This is a genomic window from Streptomyces sp. NPDC088553, from assembly GCF_044752965.1.
GTDB lineage: Bacteria > Actinomycetota > Actinomycetes > Streptomycetales > Streptomycetaceae > Streptomyces.
On record NZ_JBIVMG010000008.1, the window covers coordinates 285,083 to 300,780 of the forward strand.

Consider the following 15,698-nt stretch of genomic DNA (forward strand, 5'->3'; position numbering starts at 1 on the left):
CGGAGTGTGGCCCCCACCGCACCGGGCGGGAATGCGTCCGGATACTCATCTTCCGGCTCCCGCGCGTCTGAGTACGTTCACACTGGGGTCATGGACTGGTGCCGGTACCGCTTCCGCAGCGTCTGGCGGCTCGCCGCCCCGCCCGACGCCGTCTACGCCGTCCTGGAGCGCGCCGAGGAGTACCCGCGCTGGTGGCCCCAGGTCCGCGAGGTCGTCCCCGTCGACGACACCACCGGCACCGTCCGCTTCCGCTCCCTGCTCCCGTACGACATCGTCGTCACCGCCCGCGCCGTGCACAGCGACCCCGCGGGCCGGGTCCTGGAGGTCGGGCTCGGCGGCGACCTGGAGGGCTGGGCCCGCTGGACCCTCACGCCGGAGGGCGCCGGCACCCACGTCCTGTACGAGCAGGAGGTCGAGGTCCGGGCCCGGCTGCTGCGCGCCCTCGCCGTCCCCGGGCGGCCCGTCTTCCGCGCCAACCATGCCCTGATGATGCGGGGAGGCCGGCGGGGGATCGCGGCCCGTCTGAAGGGGCCGCTCGAAGAGCGCCGATGAGGGTGGTGGTCGGGCGGCGGGCGGGCGGTTTGAACGAAGGGCTTGAAGGCCTGTATGGTTCAACCCGTTCCCGGGCGATTAGCTCAGCGGGAGAGCACTTCGTTCACACCGAAGGGGTCACTGGTTCGATCCCAGTATCGCCCACCGGGTAGAGGCCGGTCCGTCGAAAGACGGACCGGCCTCTGTCATGTGCCGGGGCGCCGGGGCCGGTTCAGGCCGCCGTGCCCAGCTCCGGCCGCAGAGGCCACGACGGGTCCACGGTCTCCGGCGTCCCCTGCCGGGTGAACCACGCCTGGAGGCCCCGCGCCTGCGCCGCGTGCCATACCGCCTGCAGCGTGTGCAGCTCCGCCGGCGTCAGCCGTTCCAGCCGGGACGAGAAGCGCCGCGCCACCGCCCGTACGACATCGAGCGCCGCCGTCGCGTCCGCCGCCGCGTCGTGCGCGCCCGCCAGCTCCACCTCGTAGTGCGCGCACAGGTCCGTGAGCGTCCGGCGGCCCTTCCGGTAGCGGTCCAGATGCTTGTCCAGGACCCGAGGGTCGAGGACGACCAGCGGGGTGCCCCCCAGATAGTCGCCGAGCGTGGACGCCCGGTGCCTGCGCAGCTCACGGTCGAGGATCGTCAGATCGAACGGCGCGTTCATCACCACCAGCGGACGCCCCGCCGCACTCTGCTCCGCCAGCGCGCGCGCCAGCTCCTCCATCACCGGAGCCGGCCAGCGGCCGTTCCGCTGGAGGTGATCGTCCGTCAGTCCGTGCACGGCGGTGGCCCCCTCGGGCACCGGTATGCCCGGATTGACCAGCCACCGCGTCACCCGCGGCCGTGCCCCCACCGTGTCCTGTACGACGAGGGCGGCGGACACGATCCGGTCGCCCTCGACGTCAACTCCTGTGGTCTCCGTGTCGAAAGCGGCCAGGGGCCCTTCGTACCAGTGCATCGTCATCCCTGAACTCCCTGCACACGTGCGGCAGATGGCCAACCCCCTGCCCCGAAACGGTGATACCCGGACTGTTTGCGCCGTACGCGGACCGGTCACAACACAAGGGACGGGGAAGGAAAACGACATGGCGCTCGCCCAGCCCGAGTCGGGAGGGCTGCCGCCCCAGCGGCTGGCACCGACGCGCGGCTCACTCGCCACCACCGCCTGCATGGAGACCCTCCAGGTGGGATACCTGCACGCCGTCGCCGCCGCGGCCGGCTGCTCGCTGTCCCAGCCCTTTCCGGACAACGGCATCGACTGGCACGTGAGCCACGGCTCGCCCGGCCACACGGTCGACGACGAGGTGACCATCAAGGTGCAGCTCAAGTGCACCTACCAGATCCCGCCGCGCCCGCCCGGGAAGACCTTCTCGTTCACCCTCGACAACGACCACCTGGTGAAGCTCGCCAGGACCCCGGTGTCCGTGCACAAGATCCTCGTCGTGATGCTCGTCCCGAGGTCACAGGAGGACTGGCTGAGAGCGAGCCACGACCGGCTCGACCTGCGGCACTGCTGCTACTGGATCAACCTGGCCGGACACCCGGTCACGGGACAGCGCCGGACCACCGTGCGCGTACCGACGGCACGGATCTTCGACGACCGGGCGCTCTGCGAGATCATGACCCGGGTCGGCGTGGGAGGGAGACCTTGATGCACCGACCGATCGACGAACCGAGGTTCGGGGACGAGGGGAACGGGGCCGGACACGGCCCCGTCTCCGTTCCTCCGCCCTACCGGCCCCATCCGGCGCCCGGGGACATCCCCGGGCCCTGGACCGGGGTCCCGGCCCCGCCCACCGGCCCCTGGGCCGACGCCCAGGGCACACCCGACCCCGGCAGGGTCGACCCGCGTGTCCTCGGCGCCCTGCTCGCCCGCCACGGATGGCGGCGGCGGGGCGGGGCGGCCGGGCGCTACAGCCGCTGGACCCCGCCCGGCAGCGGCACCGGCACCAGCCTGCTCGTGCCGGAGAGCCGTGCCTTCCCGGACTGCGAGGACCTGCTCGGCGAGGCGCTCACCGCCCTCGCCCGCAGCGCCACGCCCTCCGCCCGCGAGGTCCTCACCGGCCTCGCCGTGCCCAGCGACGAGATCCGCTGGTGGCGCGACGTGCCCCCGGGCCCGGCCGGTATCGTCCCCTGGACCGTGCAGGAACAGCTCAGGTCCGCCGCCCGCCAGCTCCTCCTCGCCGGCGCCCTCGCCGTACGGGGCAGGGCCGGCTACTACGGCGCCCGGCACCGGCGCCCCGCCCAGGCCTCCCTGGAGACCGTCGTCGTCGGCGCGGCGCCCGGCGGGCGCGGGCTCACCGCGTTCCTGCCCGTCGTACCGGGCCGCCCCATCGCCGTCCGGCTCTACCACGCCCTCCACGCGGCCCGCGAGGCCACCGACTACCAGCGGGCCACCGGTGGCATGGAGGCCTTCGACGCGGCCGTCGAGGCGGGCGTCAGCCGCGAACTCACCGAGGCGCTCGTGGCCCTGGTGCGGGGGACCGAGGGAGCCAGGATCGCCCTGGAGTGGGCCCCGTCCGCCGGGGCTCCCGAGGGCTGCGCCGCCCGGCCCGAACCGGTCGAGTTCTCGCCCGGCGACCTGCCCGCGCTGCGCGAGGCGAGCGCCCGCTATCTGACCGACGAGCCCTCCGTACCGGTCCGGCTGACCGGCGCCGTCGTCCGCATGCGCCGCTCCGGGCCGCGCGGCGAGGGCACCGTACGGCTCCGGGTCCTCGGCGGGGCGGAGGTCCCGCACGTCCGGATCAGCCTGGACGAGGAGGCGTACCGCACCGCGGGGCACGCCCATCTCGTCGGGCTCCCGATCCGGGTGGTGGGCCGGCTGGAGAGCCGGGGCGGCTTCCGCCGCCTCACCGACGCCTCCGGGGTCGTCCCCGTCCAGGTCGACGAGACGGAACGGGACCGGCTGATGAAGTCCCTCCAGGAGAACCTCGACTTCTTCGAGGAGGCGTGCGGGCCGGACGAGGGGTGAGACCGCCCCCGGCGGGGCCCGGCGGGCGGGAAACCCTTTCGCGGGCGGCCCGGCGGGCGGGAAACCGTTTCGCGGGCGCCCCGGCGGCCTCGGTAGGATCGGCCGTGCGCGGCACCTCGTACCTGTCGCGCACCGCCGGCGCCGGCACCTCGTGTCTGCTTGCGCCCCTATGTACGGAGTCCCCGTGTCTGAAGTCCGTGTGACCGTCCAGTCCGCCTCGGAAGCAGAGGAGAGGGCGGTGAGCGCGGGCACCACCGCCGGCGCCCTGTTCGCCGACGACCGCACCATCATCGCCGCCCGCGTGGCCGGCGAGCTGAAGGACCTGTCGTACGAGCTCGCCGACGGCGACGTCGTCGAGGGCGTCGAGATCTCCTCCCCGGACGGTCTCGACATCCTGCGCCACTCGACCGCGCACGTCATGGCCCAGGCCGTGCAGGAGCTCTTCCCCGAGGCCAAGCTGGGCATCGGCCCGCCGGTCCGGGACGGCTTCTACTACGACTTCGACGTCGAGAAGCCCTTCACTCCCGAGGACCTCAAGGTCATCGAGAAGAAGATGCAGGAGATCCAGAAGCGCGGCCAGCGTTTCGCCCGCCGTGTGGTGACCGACGAGGACGCCCGCGCCGAGCTGGCGGACGAGCCGTACAAGCTGGAGCTCATCGGCATCAAGGGCTCCGCGTCGACCGACGACGGCGCCAGCGTCGAGGTGGGCGGCGGCGAGCTGACCATCTACGACAACATCGACGCCAAGACCGGCGACCTGTGCTGGAAGGACCTCTGCCGCGGTCCCCACCTGCCCACCACCCGGAACATCCCGGCGTTCAAGCTGATGCGCAACGCCGCCGCCTACTGGCGCGGCAGCGAGAAGAACCCGATGCTCCAGCGCATCTACGGCACCGCCTGGCCGTCGAAGGACGAGCTGAAGGCCCACCTCGACTTCCTCGCCGAGGCCGAGAAGCGCGACCACCGCAAGCTGGGCAACGAGCTCGACCTCTTCTCCATCCCGGACGAGATCGGCTCCGGCCTCGCCGTCTTCCACCCCAAGGGCGGCATCATCCGCCGGGTCATGGAGGACTACTCGCGCAAGCGCCACGAGGAGGAGGGCTACGAGTTCGTCTACTCGCCGCACGCCACCAAGGGCAAGCTGTTCGAGAAGTCGGGCCACCTCGACTGGTACGCCGAGGGCATGTACCCCCCCATGCAGCTCGACGAGGGCGTGGACTACTACCTCAAGCCCATGAACTGCCCGATGCACAACCTGATCTTCGACGCGCGCGGCCGTTCGTACCGTGAACTGCCGCTGCGCCTGTTCGAGTTCGGCACCGTGTACCGGTACGAGAAGTCGGGCGTCGTGCACGGCCTGACCCGGGCCCGCGGCTTCACCCAGGACGACGCGCACATCTACTGCACCAAGGAGCAGATGGCGGAGGAGCTCGACAAGACCCTCACCTTCGTCCTGAACCTGCTGCGCGACTACGGTCTGACCGACTTCTACCTGGAGCTGTCCACCAAGGACCCGGAGAAGTTCGTCGGCTCGGACGAGATCTGGGAGGAGGCCACCGCGGTCCTCCAGCAGGTCGCCGAGAAGCAGGGCCTCCCGCTGACCCCCGACCCGGGCGGCGCCGCGTTCTACGGCCCGAAGATCTCGGTACAGGCGCGCGACGCCATCGGCCGCACCTGGCAGATGTCGACCGTGCAGCTCGACTTCAACCTGCCGGAGCGCTTCGACCTGGAGTACACCGCCCCGGACGGCACCAAGCAGCGCCCGGTCATGATCCACCGCGCGCTGTTCGGCTCGATCGAGCGCTTCTTCGCCGTGCTCCTGGAGCACTACGCGGGCGCGATGCCGCCGTGGCTGGCGCCCGTCCAGGCGACCGGCATCCCGATCGGCGACGCGCACGTCGACTACCTGCACGAGTTCGCCGCCAAGGCGAAGAAGCAGGGTCTGCGGGTGGACGTCGACTCGTCCTCGGACCGGATGCAGAAGAAGATCCGCAACGCGCAGAAGCAGAAGGTCCCGTTCATGATCATCGCGGGTGACGAGGACATGGCCGCAGGCGCCGTCTCCTTCCGCTACCGCGACGGTTCGCAGGAGAACGGCATCCCCGTCGACGAGGCCATCGCCAAGATCGCCAAGATCGTCGAGGACCGCGTCCAGGTCTGACCCACCGATCGCACCGACTCAGGAGGCCCCCGGGGTACCGCCCGGGGGCCTCTTCTCGTCCTCCCGCGTGAACGTCTGGATCAGCCAGGACGAGAACGAACCCGTGACGGCCCCGATCAGGGCGACTCCGCACGCCATCATGCCCACCGCGATGAACCGGCCGGTCGGGGTCACCGGTGTGACGTCGCCGTACCCCACCGTCGTCAGCGTCTCGGCGGCCCACCAGAGGGCGTCGCCGAAGGTGTCGATCGTGGCCCCCGGGGCGCCGCGCTCGTGCTGGTAGACGGCGAGCGCTCCCGCGAAACCGAGCAGGCTGACGGTGAGGCTGGAGTAGGCCATCACGCGGGCGTAGAGGGTCAGGCGCGGCTTGTCGTGGCGGCGCTGGATCTGCTCGTAGATCTTCACCATCTGCAGCGGCCGCAACAGCGGCAGCAGCAGCACGATGGTGCCCAGGAGATGCGCGCGGACGAAGCGCAGGGGCCCGAGGCCGCTGAGCCGGAGCCGCACCACGTAGTCGACGATGAAGACGCCCCACGCCCCGAGCGTGACCGCCAGACAGAGGTCCAGCCAGACCTGGTCCATGCCGTGGGCGAGCACCCGCACCGTGTAGCCGGCGAGGAAGAGCAGGGAGGCCACCGCGAGCGGTGTCTCCATGCGACGGTCCCAGCGCTCCTGCTTCTCCGGCCTCACGTCCATCGGATCAGCATGGCCGCTGCATGGATCTTCCGCCCCGGCGACACGTTCCGAACGGGCGACGCAATATGCTGCTCAGCATGACGACTGAGCCGGAGCAGCAGATCGGAGTGGGGACGCGGGACGCGTTCCAGCGCCTGTGGACGCCTCATCGGATGGCGTACATCCAGGGCGAGAACAAGCCGACCGGGCCGGGCGCCGAGGACGGCTGTCCGTTCTGCTCGATTCCGTCGAAGTCGGACGAGGACGGTCTGGTGATCGCCCGGGGCCAGAGCGTGTACGCGGTCCTCAACCTGTACCCGTACAACGGCGGGCACCTCATGGTCGTCCCCTACCGCCACGTCGCCGACTACACGGACCTCGACGTGGCGGAGACGGCGGAGCTCGCCGACTTCACCAAGCGCGCCATGGTCGCGCTGCGGGCGGCCTCCGGCGCGCACGGCTTCAACATCGGCATGAACCAGGGCGCCGTCGCGGGCGCCGGGATCGCCGCCCATCTGCACCAGCACGTGGTGCCGCGCTGGGGCGGGGACACCAACTTCATGCCGGTCGTCGGGCACACCAAGGTGCTGCCGCAGCTCCTCGCGGACACCCGGAAGATGCTGGCCGACGCCTGGCCGGCCACGATCTGATCCGTACGCGCTGAGCCGTACGCGAGGGGCCCGGGCCACAGCGGTGGACCCGGGCCCTTCGCCGTACGCTCCGGTCACGCCCGTCGCCCCTGCCCCTCGCGTACGGCCTCGTCACGCGTCGTAGACGTCGGCCTTCTTGGGGCCGGGCTCCTGGATGCCGCCGCTCAGGACCAGCGAGCGGTTGGTGAAGCGCTCCGTGTCCACGTTGTGCTCGTCGAGGAACTTCAGGGTCGCGGAGTGGACCGCGCGCAGCACCGGCGTCGCCATCCTTATGGCGTCGTCGGCCATGAAGCGGTTCTTCCAGAGCGGACCCGCCCAGACGTGCCGCAGACCGAAGGGCTCGGGCAGGACCATCTTGCCGCCGAGGAACTCCAGGACCGGCGGGTACCAGGTGAGCGGGGCGCGCACCGCCAGCCGGACGATGTCGTCGGTGGTGAGCAGCGGCTGCTGGATCTCCTTCGTCTCCCAGAAGCGGACCGCCTTCGAGACCTCCTTGGTCTTGGCCTTCGGCTTCGTCGTGAACAGGCCGTGGACGGGGCCGAGCGCGTGGCCGGTGACCTCGATCCTGAGCGTGTGGTGCAGCGAGGTCACCGTCACCATCATCGTGAGGACGAGGTTCCCGTCCCAGAGGGTGAACTGCACGCCGAGGTAGTGGCGGTTGCCGGCGCCGAACTGCTGGTCGTTGCAGATGCGCTGTATCTCGTGCGGCTTGACCTGGAAGTGGACGATGTTGTCGCCCTCGGGCCGCGTGACCTCGTCGGCGCCCTCGCCGACGGCGGAGACGATCCAGTGCTTGACGGTCGGCTTCGGGAAACCGGTCTTGAGGGAGCCGCGCTCCAGGAGCGTGAGCTGGTCGTGGATCTTGCGGATGACGTCCCAGGCCCGGAAGTCGTGGATCTCCCGGCCGGCCACGGGGAGGAGTTCCTCGGCGAGGGTCCAGCTGCCCCAGCGGGTGCCCAGACCGAGAATGCCCTTGGGTCCGGCGTAGAACGCGATGTTGGACTGCTGCTCGGCCGAGAGCTTCTCCAGGTTCAGCCGGAGCTCCTCGGCCTCCTTCTCACCGGGGTCCTGCGGAACGGACTTGGGCACCTGCGGACCGGCGCCACCGCCGCTGAGCAGACCCGTCCAGCGCTCCCGCAGGTCGACGGCGGACCGGTCGCAGATCCGGCGGGCCAGGAACCAGCCGATGACCGGGGCCACGAGCATGGCGCGCAGGTAGTTCGGCAGGATCCCGTCGAAGGGCAGCTTGAGCAGTACGAGCGCGGCGAAGATCCCCGCCGCCCACAGCAGGACCGTGCCGACGACGCTCGTCCGCTTGTTCTCGGAGCCGGCGGCCAGGCGGCGCAGCTGGATGACGCCGAGCCAGAGCAGCAGGCCGGGCAGGAAGAGGATGCCGCAGACGACGGTGACCAGGGTCAGCTGCGCATCGCGCCGGCGGCGGATGTGGGTGGCCGCGAGGCAGTGCTCGACGACCGGCTGCGGCTCGGCGCCGAAGGACTGGATGAGGGCCTTGCGACCGCCGCCGAGCATGCGGACCTGGACCGCGCGGGAGAAGGCCTCGCCGAGGTCGGGGCGGAAGAGCTTCTCCCATTTCCCGGGCTTGAGCGTCGTCTTGTAGAGCTCGTTGTCCGCCTGCTGGATCGTGTCGAGCGGGCTGTCGCGGTACGCGGCGGACGCGAGCGCGCTCGTCGCCCCCGTACCGCCGCCCGTGCCCGTGAGGGGGACCTGCGCCCCGGGTCCGAAGCCATCGATCGCCACTGCCGCCCCCATCGCCGCGGTTACTTGTGCGGGCTGTTCCCAACTGCCGCGCCCCGCACACCTTCTGAGCTGGGCACCACAGCGTAACCGGGTACCGTCGTGTGCGTCACCGCCTGTGGATATCGAGGCCGAATGACGTTCGCCCGACATGTGCCGGGCGAACGTTCACCGCCGTCACTCCCTTGTCGCCCCTCAACCAGGCGCCTTTTCAGGCCTGTTCGCGGACCTTCTCGGCGAGGTGCGGAGGCATCGGCTCGTGCCGTGCGTACGCACGGTCGAACCGGCCGGTGCCGTGCGACACGGAGCGCAGGTCGATCGCGTACCGCCCGATCTCGATCTCCGGCACCTCGGCCCGGACCATGGTCCGCCCGGGACCGGCCTGGTCGGTGCCGACGACCCGGCCCCGCCGCCCCGACAGATCGCTCATCACGGGACCGACGTACTCGTCGGGCACCAGGACCTGGACCTCGGCGACCGGCTCCAGGAGGTGGACGGCGACCTCGGCCGCCGCCTCGCGCAGCGCGAGCGCCCCGGCCGTCTGGAACGCGGCGTCGGAGGAGTCCACCGAGTGGGCCTTGCCGTCCTTCAGGGTGACCCGGATGTCGACGAGCGGATAGCCGGCCGCGACACCGCGCGCGGCCTGGGCCCGTACGCCCTTCTCCACGGAGGGGATGAACTGCCGGGGGACCGCGCCGCCGACCACCTTGTCGACGAACTCGATGCCGCTGCCCGGCGGGAGCGGTTCCACCTCGATCTCGCAGATGGCGTACTGGCCGTGACCGCCGGACTGCTTGACGTGCCGGCCCCGGCCCGCCGAGGCGCCGCCGAAGGTCTCGCGCAGCGACACCTTGTACGGCACGGCGTCGACCTGGACCCCGTACCGGCCGCGGAGGCGTTCGAGGACGACGTCCTGGTGGGCCTCGCCCAGGCACCACAGGACCACCTGACGGGTGTCCTGGTTCTGTTCGAGGCGCAGGGTGGGGTCCTCGGCGACCAGCCGGGCGAGGCCCTGCGAGAGCCGGTCCTCGTCGGCCTTGCCGTGGGCCTGGACGGCCAGCGGGAGCAGCGGCTCCGGCATGGTCCAGGGCTCCATCAGCAGCGGATCGTCCTTCGCGGAGATCGTGTCGCCGGTCTCGGCCCTGCCCAGCCGGGCCACACAGGCGAGGTCCCCGGCGATGCAGTGCGCCATGGGCCGCTGCTGTTTGCCGAAGGGGGAGGTGAGGCCGCCGATCCGCTCGTCGACGTCGTGGTCCGCGTGCCCCCGGTCGGCCAGACCGTGACCGGAGACATGGACGGTCGCGTCCGGGCGCAGGGTGCCGGAGAAGACCCGGACCAGGGAGACCCGGCCCACATAGGGGTCGGCGGCGGTCTTCACGACCTCGGCGACGAGCGGCCCTTCGGGGTCGCAGGTGATCGGCGGCCGGGGCTGCCCGTCCGGGGTGGTCACGGCGGTCGGTTCGTGCTCCAGGGGGGAGGGGAAGCCGCCGGTGATGAGCTCCAGGAGTTCCAGGGTGCCCAGCCCCTGCGTACCGCCGTCGGCGGCCGGTGCGGCCGCGAGCACCGGGTGGAAGGTGCCCCGGGCGACGGCCTTCTCCAGATCGTCGACGAGCGTCTTCACGTCGATCGCCTCGCCACCGAGGTAGCGGTCCATGAGGGTCTCGTCCTCGCTCTCGGCGATGATCCCCTCGATCAGCCGGGCCCGGGCCTCGGCGATCAGCTCCCGCTGGCCCTCGTCGGGCGGGTCCTCCCGCCGTACCCCCGTCGAGTAGTCGAAGATCCGCTCCGAGAGCAGGCCGACCAGACCGGTCGCGGGCGCGTGCCCGTCGGCGCCCTCCTCGCCGCGCACCGGGAGGTAGAGGGGCAGGACGGCGTCCGGGTCGTCGCGGCCGAAGAGCGAGGCGCAGACCTCGGTGAGTTCGCCGAAGTCGGTGCGGGCGGTGTCCAGGTGGGTGACGACGATGGCGCGGGGCATGCCGACGGCGGCGCACTCCTCCCAGATCATCCGGGTGGAGGCGGCGACGGCGTCGGCCTCCTGGGCGGCCGAGACGACGAAGAGGGCCGCGTCCGCCGCGCGCAGACCGGCCCTCAGCTCCCCGACGAAGTCGGCGTACCCGGGGGTGTCGAGGAGGTTGATCTTGTACCCGTCCCAGCCGACCGGGACGAGGGAGAGCTGTACGGAGCGATGCTGGCGGTGCTCGATCTCGTCGTAGTCGGAGACGGTGCCGCCGTCCTCGACCCGGCCCGCCCGGTTGAGTGCCCCGGCGGCCTGTGCGAGCGCCTCGACCAGGGTCGTCTTGCCCGATCCGGTGTGGCCGACCAGCACCACGTTCCGTACGGCCGTGGGCCGGTCGGCCGTCAAAGCCCTGCCGGCGGCTCCGGCGGCCGTGTTCGCCTTGTCACCCATGATGTGTTCCTCCCGACTGCTCGCACGGTGCGGCGGTACGACGGGTGCCGCGGGGGAGTGGTGTGTCGTTGTACGGCTCCGGTGGGTGCCCGCGGTGGTCCTTCGAGCTTTGCACCGACGCAAGGAGGCGTCCATACGTCGTACACGGGGAGGGCCCTGGCGGGGGACGTGGACGCGACGGGGCGGGTGCCGCCCGTACGCCGGGGCGCGCGTGGCTACGATGGGTGAGCCGGTGGTCGTAGGGGCCGCGCGGCCCACCGAACCTCGGGAAGGCCATGCTGAACAAGTACGCGCGTGCATTTTTTACGCGTGTCCTCACACCGTTCGCCGCGTTTCTGCTCCGCAGGGGCGTCAGCCCCGACGCGGTCACGCTCATCGGCACGGCGGGAGTGATGGCCGGTGCGCTGGTCTTCTTCCCGCGCGGGGAGTTCTTCTGGGGCACCATCGTCATCACCCTCTTCGTCTTCTCCGACCTCGTCGACGGCAACATGGCCCGGCAGGCGGGGGTCTCCAGCCGCTGGGGCGCCTTCCTCGACTCGACGCTCGACCGGGTCGCCGACGGCGCCATCTTCGGTGGCTTCGCGCTCTGGTACGCGGGCAAGGGCGACGACAACGTGCTGTGCGCCGTGGCGATCTTCTGCCTGGCGAGCGGTCAGGTCGTGTCGTACACGAAGGCCCGAGGTGAATCGATTGGCCTGCCCGTCGCCGTGAACGGTCTGATCGAACGCGCCGAACGCCTGGTGATCTCGCTCGTCGCGGCCGGCCTCGCCGGGCTGCACACGTTCGGCGTCCCCGGGGTCGAGGTCCTGCTGCCGATCGCGCTGTGGATCGTGGCCGTCGGCAGCGCCGTCACCCTGGGCCAGCGCGTCGTGACCGTACGACGGGAATCGGCCGAGGCGGACGCCGCCGCGGCCGACGGGAGCGGGGCGACGACATGAGCACGCTGAAGGACGGCACGTCGAAGGACGGCACGCCCGCGGACGGGATGCCGGAGGGCGGCGCGGCATCGGTCGGTGGCGGTGCCTCGCGGGACGGCGCGCCCGCCGGGGGCAGCACGCTGAAGGAACGGCTGAGCGACGGGCTGTACGGCGCCGGCTGGGCGACCGTCAAGAAGCTGCCCGAGCCGGTGGCCGCCGGCCTCGGCCGGCGGATCGCCGACCTCACGTGGAAGCGCCGGGGCAAGAGCGTCCTGCGTCTGGAGTCCAACCTCGCGCGCGTGGTGCAGGGCGCCACGCCCGAGCGGCTCGCCGAGCTGTCGAAGGCCGGCATGCGCTCGTACATGCGGTACTGGATGGAGTCCTTCCGGTTGCCGACCTGGAGCAAGGAACGGGTCGAGCGCGGGATAGACATCCAGGACATCCACCACCTCCAGGAGGGCCTCGCCGCCGGGCGCGGGGTCGTCCTGGCCCTGCCGCACCTGGCGAACTGGGACCTCGCGGGCGTGTGGGTGACCCGCTGCCTCGGCGTCCCGTTCACCACGGTCGCGGAGCGGCTCAAGCCGGAGACGCTGTACGACCGCTTCGTGGCCTACCGCGAGTCCCTCGGCATGGAGGTCCTCCCGCACACCGGGGGCTCCGCCTTCGGCACGCTGGCGCGGCGCCTGCGGGCGGGCGGCCTGGTCTGCCTGGTCGCCGACCGCGACCTGTCGGCCTCCGGCACCGAGGTGACGTTCTTCGGGGACACGGCGCGGATGCCGGCGGGACCGGCCATCCTCGCCCAGCAGACGGGCGCGCTGCTCCTGCCGGTGACGCTCTGGTACGACGAGACACCGGTCATGCGGGGGCGCATCCACGCGCCGATCGACGTACCCGAGTCAGGTACGCGGGCCGAGAAGACGTCCGTGATGACACAGGCACTGGCAGACGCCTTCGCCACCGGCATCGCGGAGCACCCGGAGGACTGGCACATGCTGCAACGACTGTGGCTCGCGGACCTGGACGAACGCCCGGCATCCGGCGCGCCCGCCGGAGCCGCCGGCGGCGAGCGGGGCGGGGAGCGCGCCGAGTGAAGATCGGGATCGTCTGCCCGTACTCGTGGGACGTGCCGGGCGGCGTCCAGTTCCACATCCGTGACCTCGCCGAGCACCTCATCCGGCTCGGCCACGAGGTCTCCGTCCTCGCGCCCGCCGACGACGAGACCCCGCTGCCGCCGTACGTGGTGTCGGCGGGCCGGGCCGTCCCCGTGCCGTACAACGGCTCGGTGGCGCGGCTCAACTTCGGCTTCCTCTCGGCCGCGCGGGTACGCCGCTGGCTGCACGACGGCACCTTCGACGTCGTCCACATCCACGAGCCGACCTCGCCGTCGCTCGGGCTGCTGACCTGCTGGGCGGCGCAGGGGCCGATCGTGGCCACCTTCCACACGTCGAACCCGCGCTCACGGGCCATGATCGCTGCGTATCCGATCCTCCAGCCGGCGCTGGAGAAGATCAGCGCGCGCATCGCGGTGAGCGAGTACGCGCGGCGCACGCTGGTCGAGCACCTCGGCGGCGACGCCGTCGTCATCCCCAACGGGGTCGACGTGGACTTCTTCGCGCGCGCCGAGCCGAAGAAGGAGTGGCAGGGCGAGACGCTCGGCTTCATAGGGCGCATCGACGAGCCGCGGAAGGGCCTGCCCGTCCTCATGCGGGCGCTGCCCAGGATCCTCACCGAGCGGCCCGGGGCGCGGCTCCTGGTCGCGGGGCGCGGGGACGAGGAGGAGGCGGTGGCCTCGCTGCCCCGGGAGATGCGCTCCCGGGTGGAGTTCCTCGGCATGGTCAGCGACGAGGACAAGGCGCGGCTGCTGCGCAGCGTCGACGTGTACGTGGCGCCCAACACCGGCGGCGAGAGCTTCGGCATCATCCTCGTCGAGGCGCTGTCGGCGGGAGCGCCGGTCCTCGCCTCCGATCTGGACGCGTTCGCGCAGGTCCTGGACCAGGGGTCGGCGGGCGAACTCTTCACCAACGAGGACGCGGACGCGCTCGCGGACGCGGCGATCCGCCTCCTCGGCGACGAGGAGCGCCGCGCGGAACTGAGCGTCCGGGGCTCGGCGCACGTCCGCCGCTTCGACTGGACGACGGTGGGAGCGGACATCCTGGCGGTGTACGAGACGGTGACGGACGGGGCGGCGGCGGTGGACACGGACGAACGAGTGGGCCTCCGCGCGAGACTGGGCCTGTAGCGCGGGCGGGCGGCCCCGCGCGGTGACGGCGCGTGGCGGTTCGCCCGGCGGGGGAGGGCGGGCGCCCTGTTGCGGGGGCGCGGCCCGTACAGGGGCCGTCCTGCGGGCGTCGCGAATGTCGTCGCCGCCCCCGGGCAGGCTCCGCCCATGATCTCCGTCAGTACGATCGATCTCGGTCACTTCACCCGCCCCGCCACCGAGTGGGCCGGCCCCCACCCCCGCGTGGAGCCCGTCCTCGGCCATCTCGTGCGGTACCCCCGCGGCGCCCTCCTCTTCGACACCGGCATGGGCACCGGCTCCGCCGAGACCGACGCCCACTACCGGCCCGTCCGCAAGCCCCTCACCGTCGGTCCCGCGGACGTGGACCTCCTCGTGAACTGCCATCTGCACTTCGACCACATCGGTGGCAACCAGCGCTTCCCCGACACCCCCGTCCTCGTCCAGCGCACCGAGCTCGCCCTCGCCCGCGCCGGCGGGCACACCATCGACTCGCTGCTGCCCGGCGTCCGGTACGTGGAGCTCGACGGTGAGCACGAGATCGCCCCGGGCGTACGGATCGTGCCCACCCCCGGTCACACCGAGGGCCACCAGTCGCTGTTCCTCGACCACGGCGACCGGGTGACCGTTCTCGCCGGGCAGGCGTACGACTTCGCCCACGAGTTCGGCACGCCGTACCTGCCGTGGCTCGACCGGCTCGCCGAGCTCGCCGCGGGCCGGCCCGCGCGTGTCCTGTTCGCCCATGACCATGACCTTTGGGAAGGGGTGCTGCCGCCGCCCCGGTAGCCTTTCGGCCCGTGACCGAAACCCTGATCTGGACCGTCGTCGCGCTGATCCTCATCGGCGTCTATCTCAGCTGGACCGCCGGACGGCTCGACCGGCTGCACTCCCGTATCGACGCCGCCCGCGCGGCCCTCGACGCGCAGCTGCTGCGTCGGGCCTCGGTCACCCAGGAGCTGGCCACCTCCGGAGTCCTCGACCCCGCCGCCTCGATCGTGCTGTACGAGGCCGCGCACGCCGCACGGCAGGCCGAGGAGGACCAGCGGGAGGTCGCCGAGAGCGAGTTGAGCCAGGCCCTGCGGGTGGTGTTCGGCGAGCCCGAGCAGGTGGAGCTCGTACGGGAGGCCCCCGGTGGTGAGGAGGCCGCGGAGGAGTTGGCGGCGTCCGTCCGCCGGGTGCCGATGGCCCGCCGTTTCCACAACGACGCCGTCCGCGCCGCCCGCGCCCTGCGCCGCCACCGTACGGTCCGCTGGTTCCGGCTCGCGGGCCACGCGCCCTTCCCGCTGGCCTTCGAAATGGATGACGAGGCGCCGGTGGCCCTTGCCGACCGCCCGGCCTGACGCTCTCAGCCTGCGAAAACGATCCACCGGGTCCACATTGGCCCTTGCTGTGGACCGC

At 71.9% G+C, this 15,698-nt stretch carries 14 protein-coding genes and 1 tRNA gene; 11 read left to right on the forward strand and 4 right to left on the reverse strand.

Annotated elements, in window-relative coordinates; all coding sequences use genetic code 11:
- Positions 1-90 precede the first annotated feature (90 nt).
- Both ACIP8Z_RS27675 and ACIP8Z_RS27680 read left to right on the forward strand, forming a co-directional pair.
- Positions 91-552: an SRPBCC family protein gene (locus ACIP8Z_RS27675; RefSeq protein WP_402088015.1), complete on the forward strand. Its 462-nt coding sequence runs from the start codon at positions 91-93 to the stop codon at positions 550-552.
- A gap of 72 nt (positions 553-624) precedes the next feature.
- Positions 625-696 (forward strand) — tRNA-Val (locus ACIP8Z_RS27680).
- A 67-nt stretch (positions 697-763) separates the two neighbouring features.
- Here ACIP8Z_RS27680 and ACIP8Z_RS27685 read toward each other — a convergent pair.
- Positions 764-1,492: a 3'-5' exonuclease gene (locus ACIP8Z_RS27685; protein ID WP_030316204.1), complete on the reverse strand. Its 729-nt coding sequence runs from the start codon at positions 1,490-1,492 to the stop codon at positions 764-766.
- 121 nt (positions 1,493-1,613) lie between these two features.
- On the opposite strand from ACIP8Z_RS27685, the gene ACIP8Z_RS27690 reads away from it, so the two are divergent.
- The 3 genes from ACIP8Z_RS27690 to thrS all read left to right on the forward strand — a co-directional run bounded on the left by ACIP8Z_RS27690 (position 1,614) and on the right by thrS (position 5,660).
- Positions 1,614-2,180 (forward strand): DUF4365 domain-containing protein, encoded by a 567-nt coding sequence (locus ACIP8Z_RS27690; RefSeq protein WP_073914755.1) that lies wholly within the window; start codon positions 1,614-1,616, stop codon positions 2,178-2,180.
- The gene (locus ACIP8Z_RS27695) at positions 2,180-3,499 is read left to right on the forward strand and encodes a hypothetical protein (RefSeq protein WP_402088018.1); all 1,320 of its coding nucleotides are present in this window, start codon (positions 2,180-2,182) and stop codon (positions 3,497-3,499) included. Before ACIP8Z_RS27690 ends, ACIP8Z_RS27695 begins: the two co-directional genes overlap by 1 nt.
- Positions 3,500-3,683: 184 nt before the next feature.
- Complete coding sequence (gene thrS, locus ACIP8Z_RS27700; protein ID WP_055599263.1) at positions 3,684-5,660, forward strand: threonine--tRNA ligase; 1,977 nt, start codon at positions 3,684-3,686, stop codon at positions 5,658-5,660.
- A gap of 18 nt (positions 5,661-5,678) precedes the next feature.
- Here thrS and ACIP8Z_RS27705 read toward each other — a convergent pair whose 3' ends face one another.
- Complete coding sequence (locus ACIP8Z_RS27705) at positions 5,679-6,356, reverse strand: potassium channel family protein (RefSeq protein ID WP_402088021.1); 678 nt, start codon at positions 6,354-6,356, stop codon at positions 5,679-5,681.
- Between the two features lie 65 nt (positions 6,357-6,421).
- On the opposite strand from ACIP8Z_RS27705, the gene ACIP8Z_RS27710 reads away from it, so the two are divergent.
- Positions 6,422-6,985, forward strand: a complete 564-nt coding sequence (locus tag ACIP8Z_RS27710) for an HIT family protein (protein WP_402088023.1) — start codon at positions 6,422-6,424, stop codon at positions 6,983-6,985.
- A 111-nt stretch (positions 6,986-7,096) separates the two neighbouring features.
- Here the strand turns inward: ACIP8Z_RS27710 and ACIP8Z_RS27715 are convergent, their stop codons facing one another.
- Together ACIP8Z_RS27715 and ACIP8Z_RS27720 are read right to left on the reverse strand one after the other, a co-directional pair.
- A complete protein-coding gene (locus ACIP8Z_RS27715; RefSeq protein WP_402088026.1) occupies positions 7,097-8,755 on the reverse strand; it encodes a hypothetical protein in 1,659 nt (552 codons plus the stop codon).
- Positions 8,756-8,951: 196 nt separating this feature from the next.
- The gene (locus ACIP8Z_RS27720; protein ID WP_402088029.1) at positions 8,952-11,147 is read right to left on the reverse strand and encodes an elongation factor G-like protein EF-G2; all 2,196 of its coding nucleotides are present in this window, start codon (positions 11,145-11,147) and stop codon (positions 8,952-8,954) included.
- A 275-nt stretch (positions 11,148-11,422) separates the two neighbouring features.
- Here ACIP8Z_RS27720 and pgsA point away from each other — a divergent pair, with 275 nt between their 5' ends.
- The 5 genes from pgsA (at position 11,423) to ACIP8Z_RS27745 (ending at position 15,640) form a co-directional block, all read left to right on the forward strand.
- The gene (pgsA, locus tag ACIP8Z_RS27725) at positions 11,423-12,085 is read left to right on the forward strand and encodes a phosphatidylinositol phosphate synthase (protein ID WP_402088032.1); all 663 of its coding nucleotides are present in this window, start codon (positions 11,423-11,425) and stop codon (positions 12,083-12,085) included.
- Positions 12,082-13,155 (forward strand): phosphatidylinositol mannoside acyltransferase, encoded by a 1,074-nt coding sequence (locus tag ACIP8Z_RS27730; protein WP_402088035.1) that lies wholly within the window; start codon positions 12,082-12,084, stop codon positions 13,153-13,155. Before pgsA ends, ACIP8Z_RS27730 begins: the two co-directional genes overlap by 4 nt.
- Positions 13,152-14,303 (forward strand): glycosyltransferase family 4 protein, encoded by a 1,152-nt coding sequence (locus tag ACIP8Z_RS27735; protein WP_319318083.1) that lies wholly within the window; start codon positions 13,152-13,154, stop codon positions 14,301-14,303. Before ACIP8Z_RS27730 ends, ACIP8Z_RS27735 begins: the two co-directional genes overlap by 4 nt.
- A 147-nt stretch (positions 14,304-14,450) precedes the next feature.
- Positions 14,451-15,086, forward strand: coding sequence for an MBL fold metallo-hydrolase (locus tag ACIP8Z_RS27740; RefSeq protein WP_402088038.1), 636 nt, complete (start codon positions 14,451-14,453; stop codon positions 15,084-15,086).
- An 11-nt stretch (positions 15,087-15,097) separates the two neighbouring features.
- Positions 15,098-15,640: a hypothetical protein gene (locus tag ACIP8Z_RS27745; RefSeq protein WP_319318081.1), complete on the forward strand. Its 543-nt coding sequence runs from the start codon at positions 15,098-15,100 to the stop codon at positions 15,638-15,640.
- Positions 15,641-15,698: the final 58 nt, after the last annotated feature.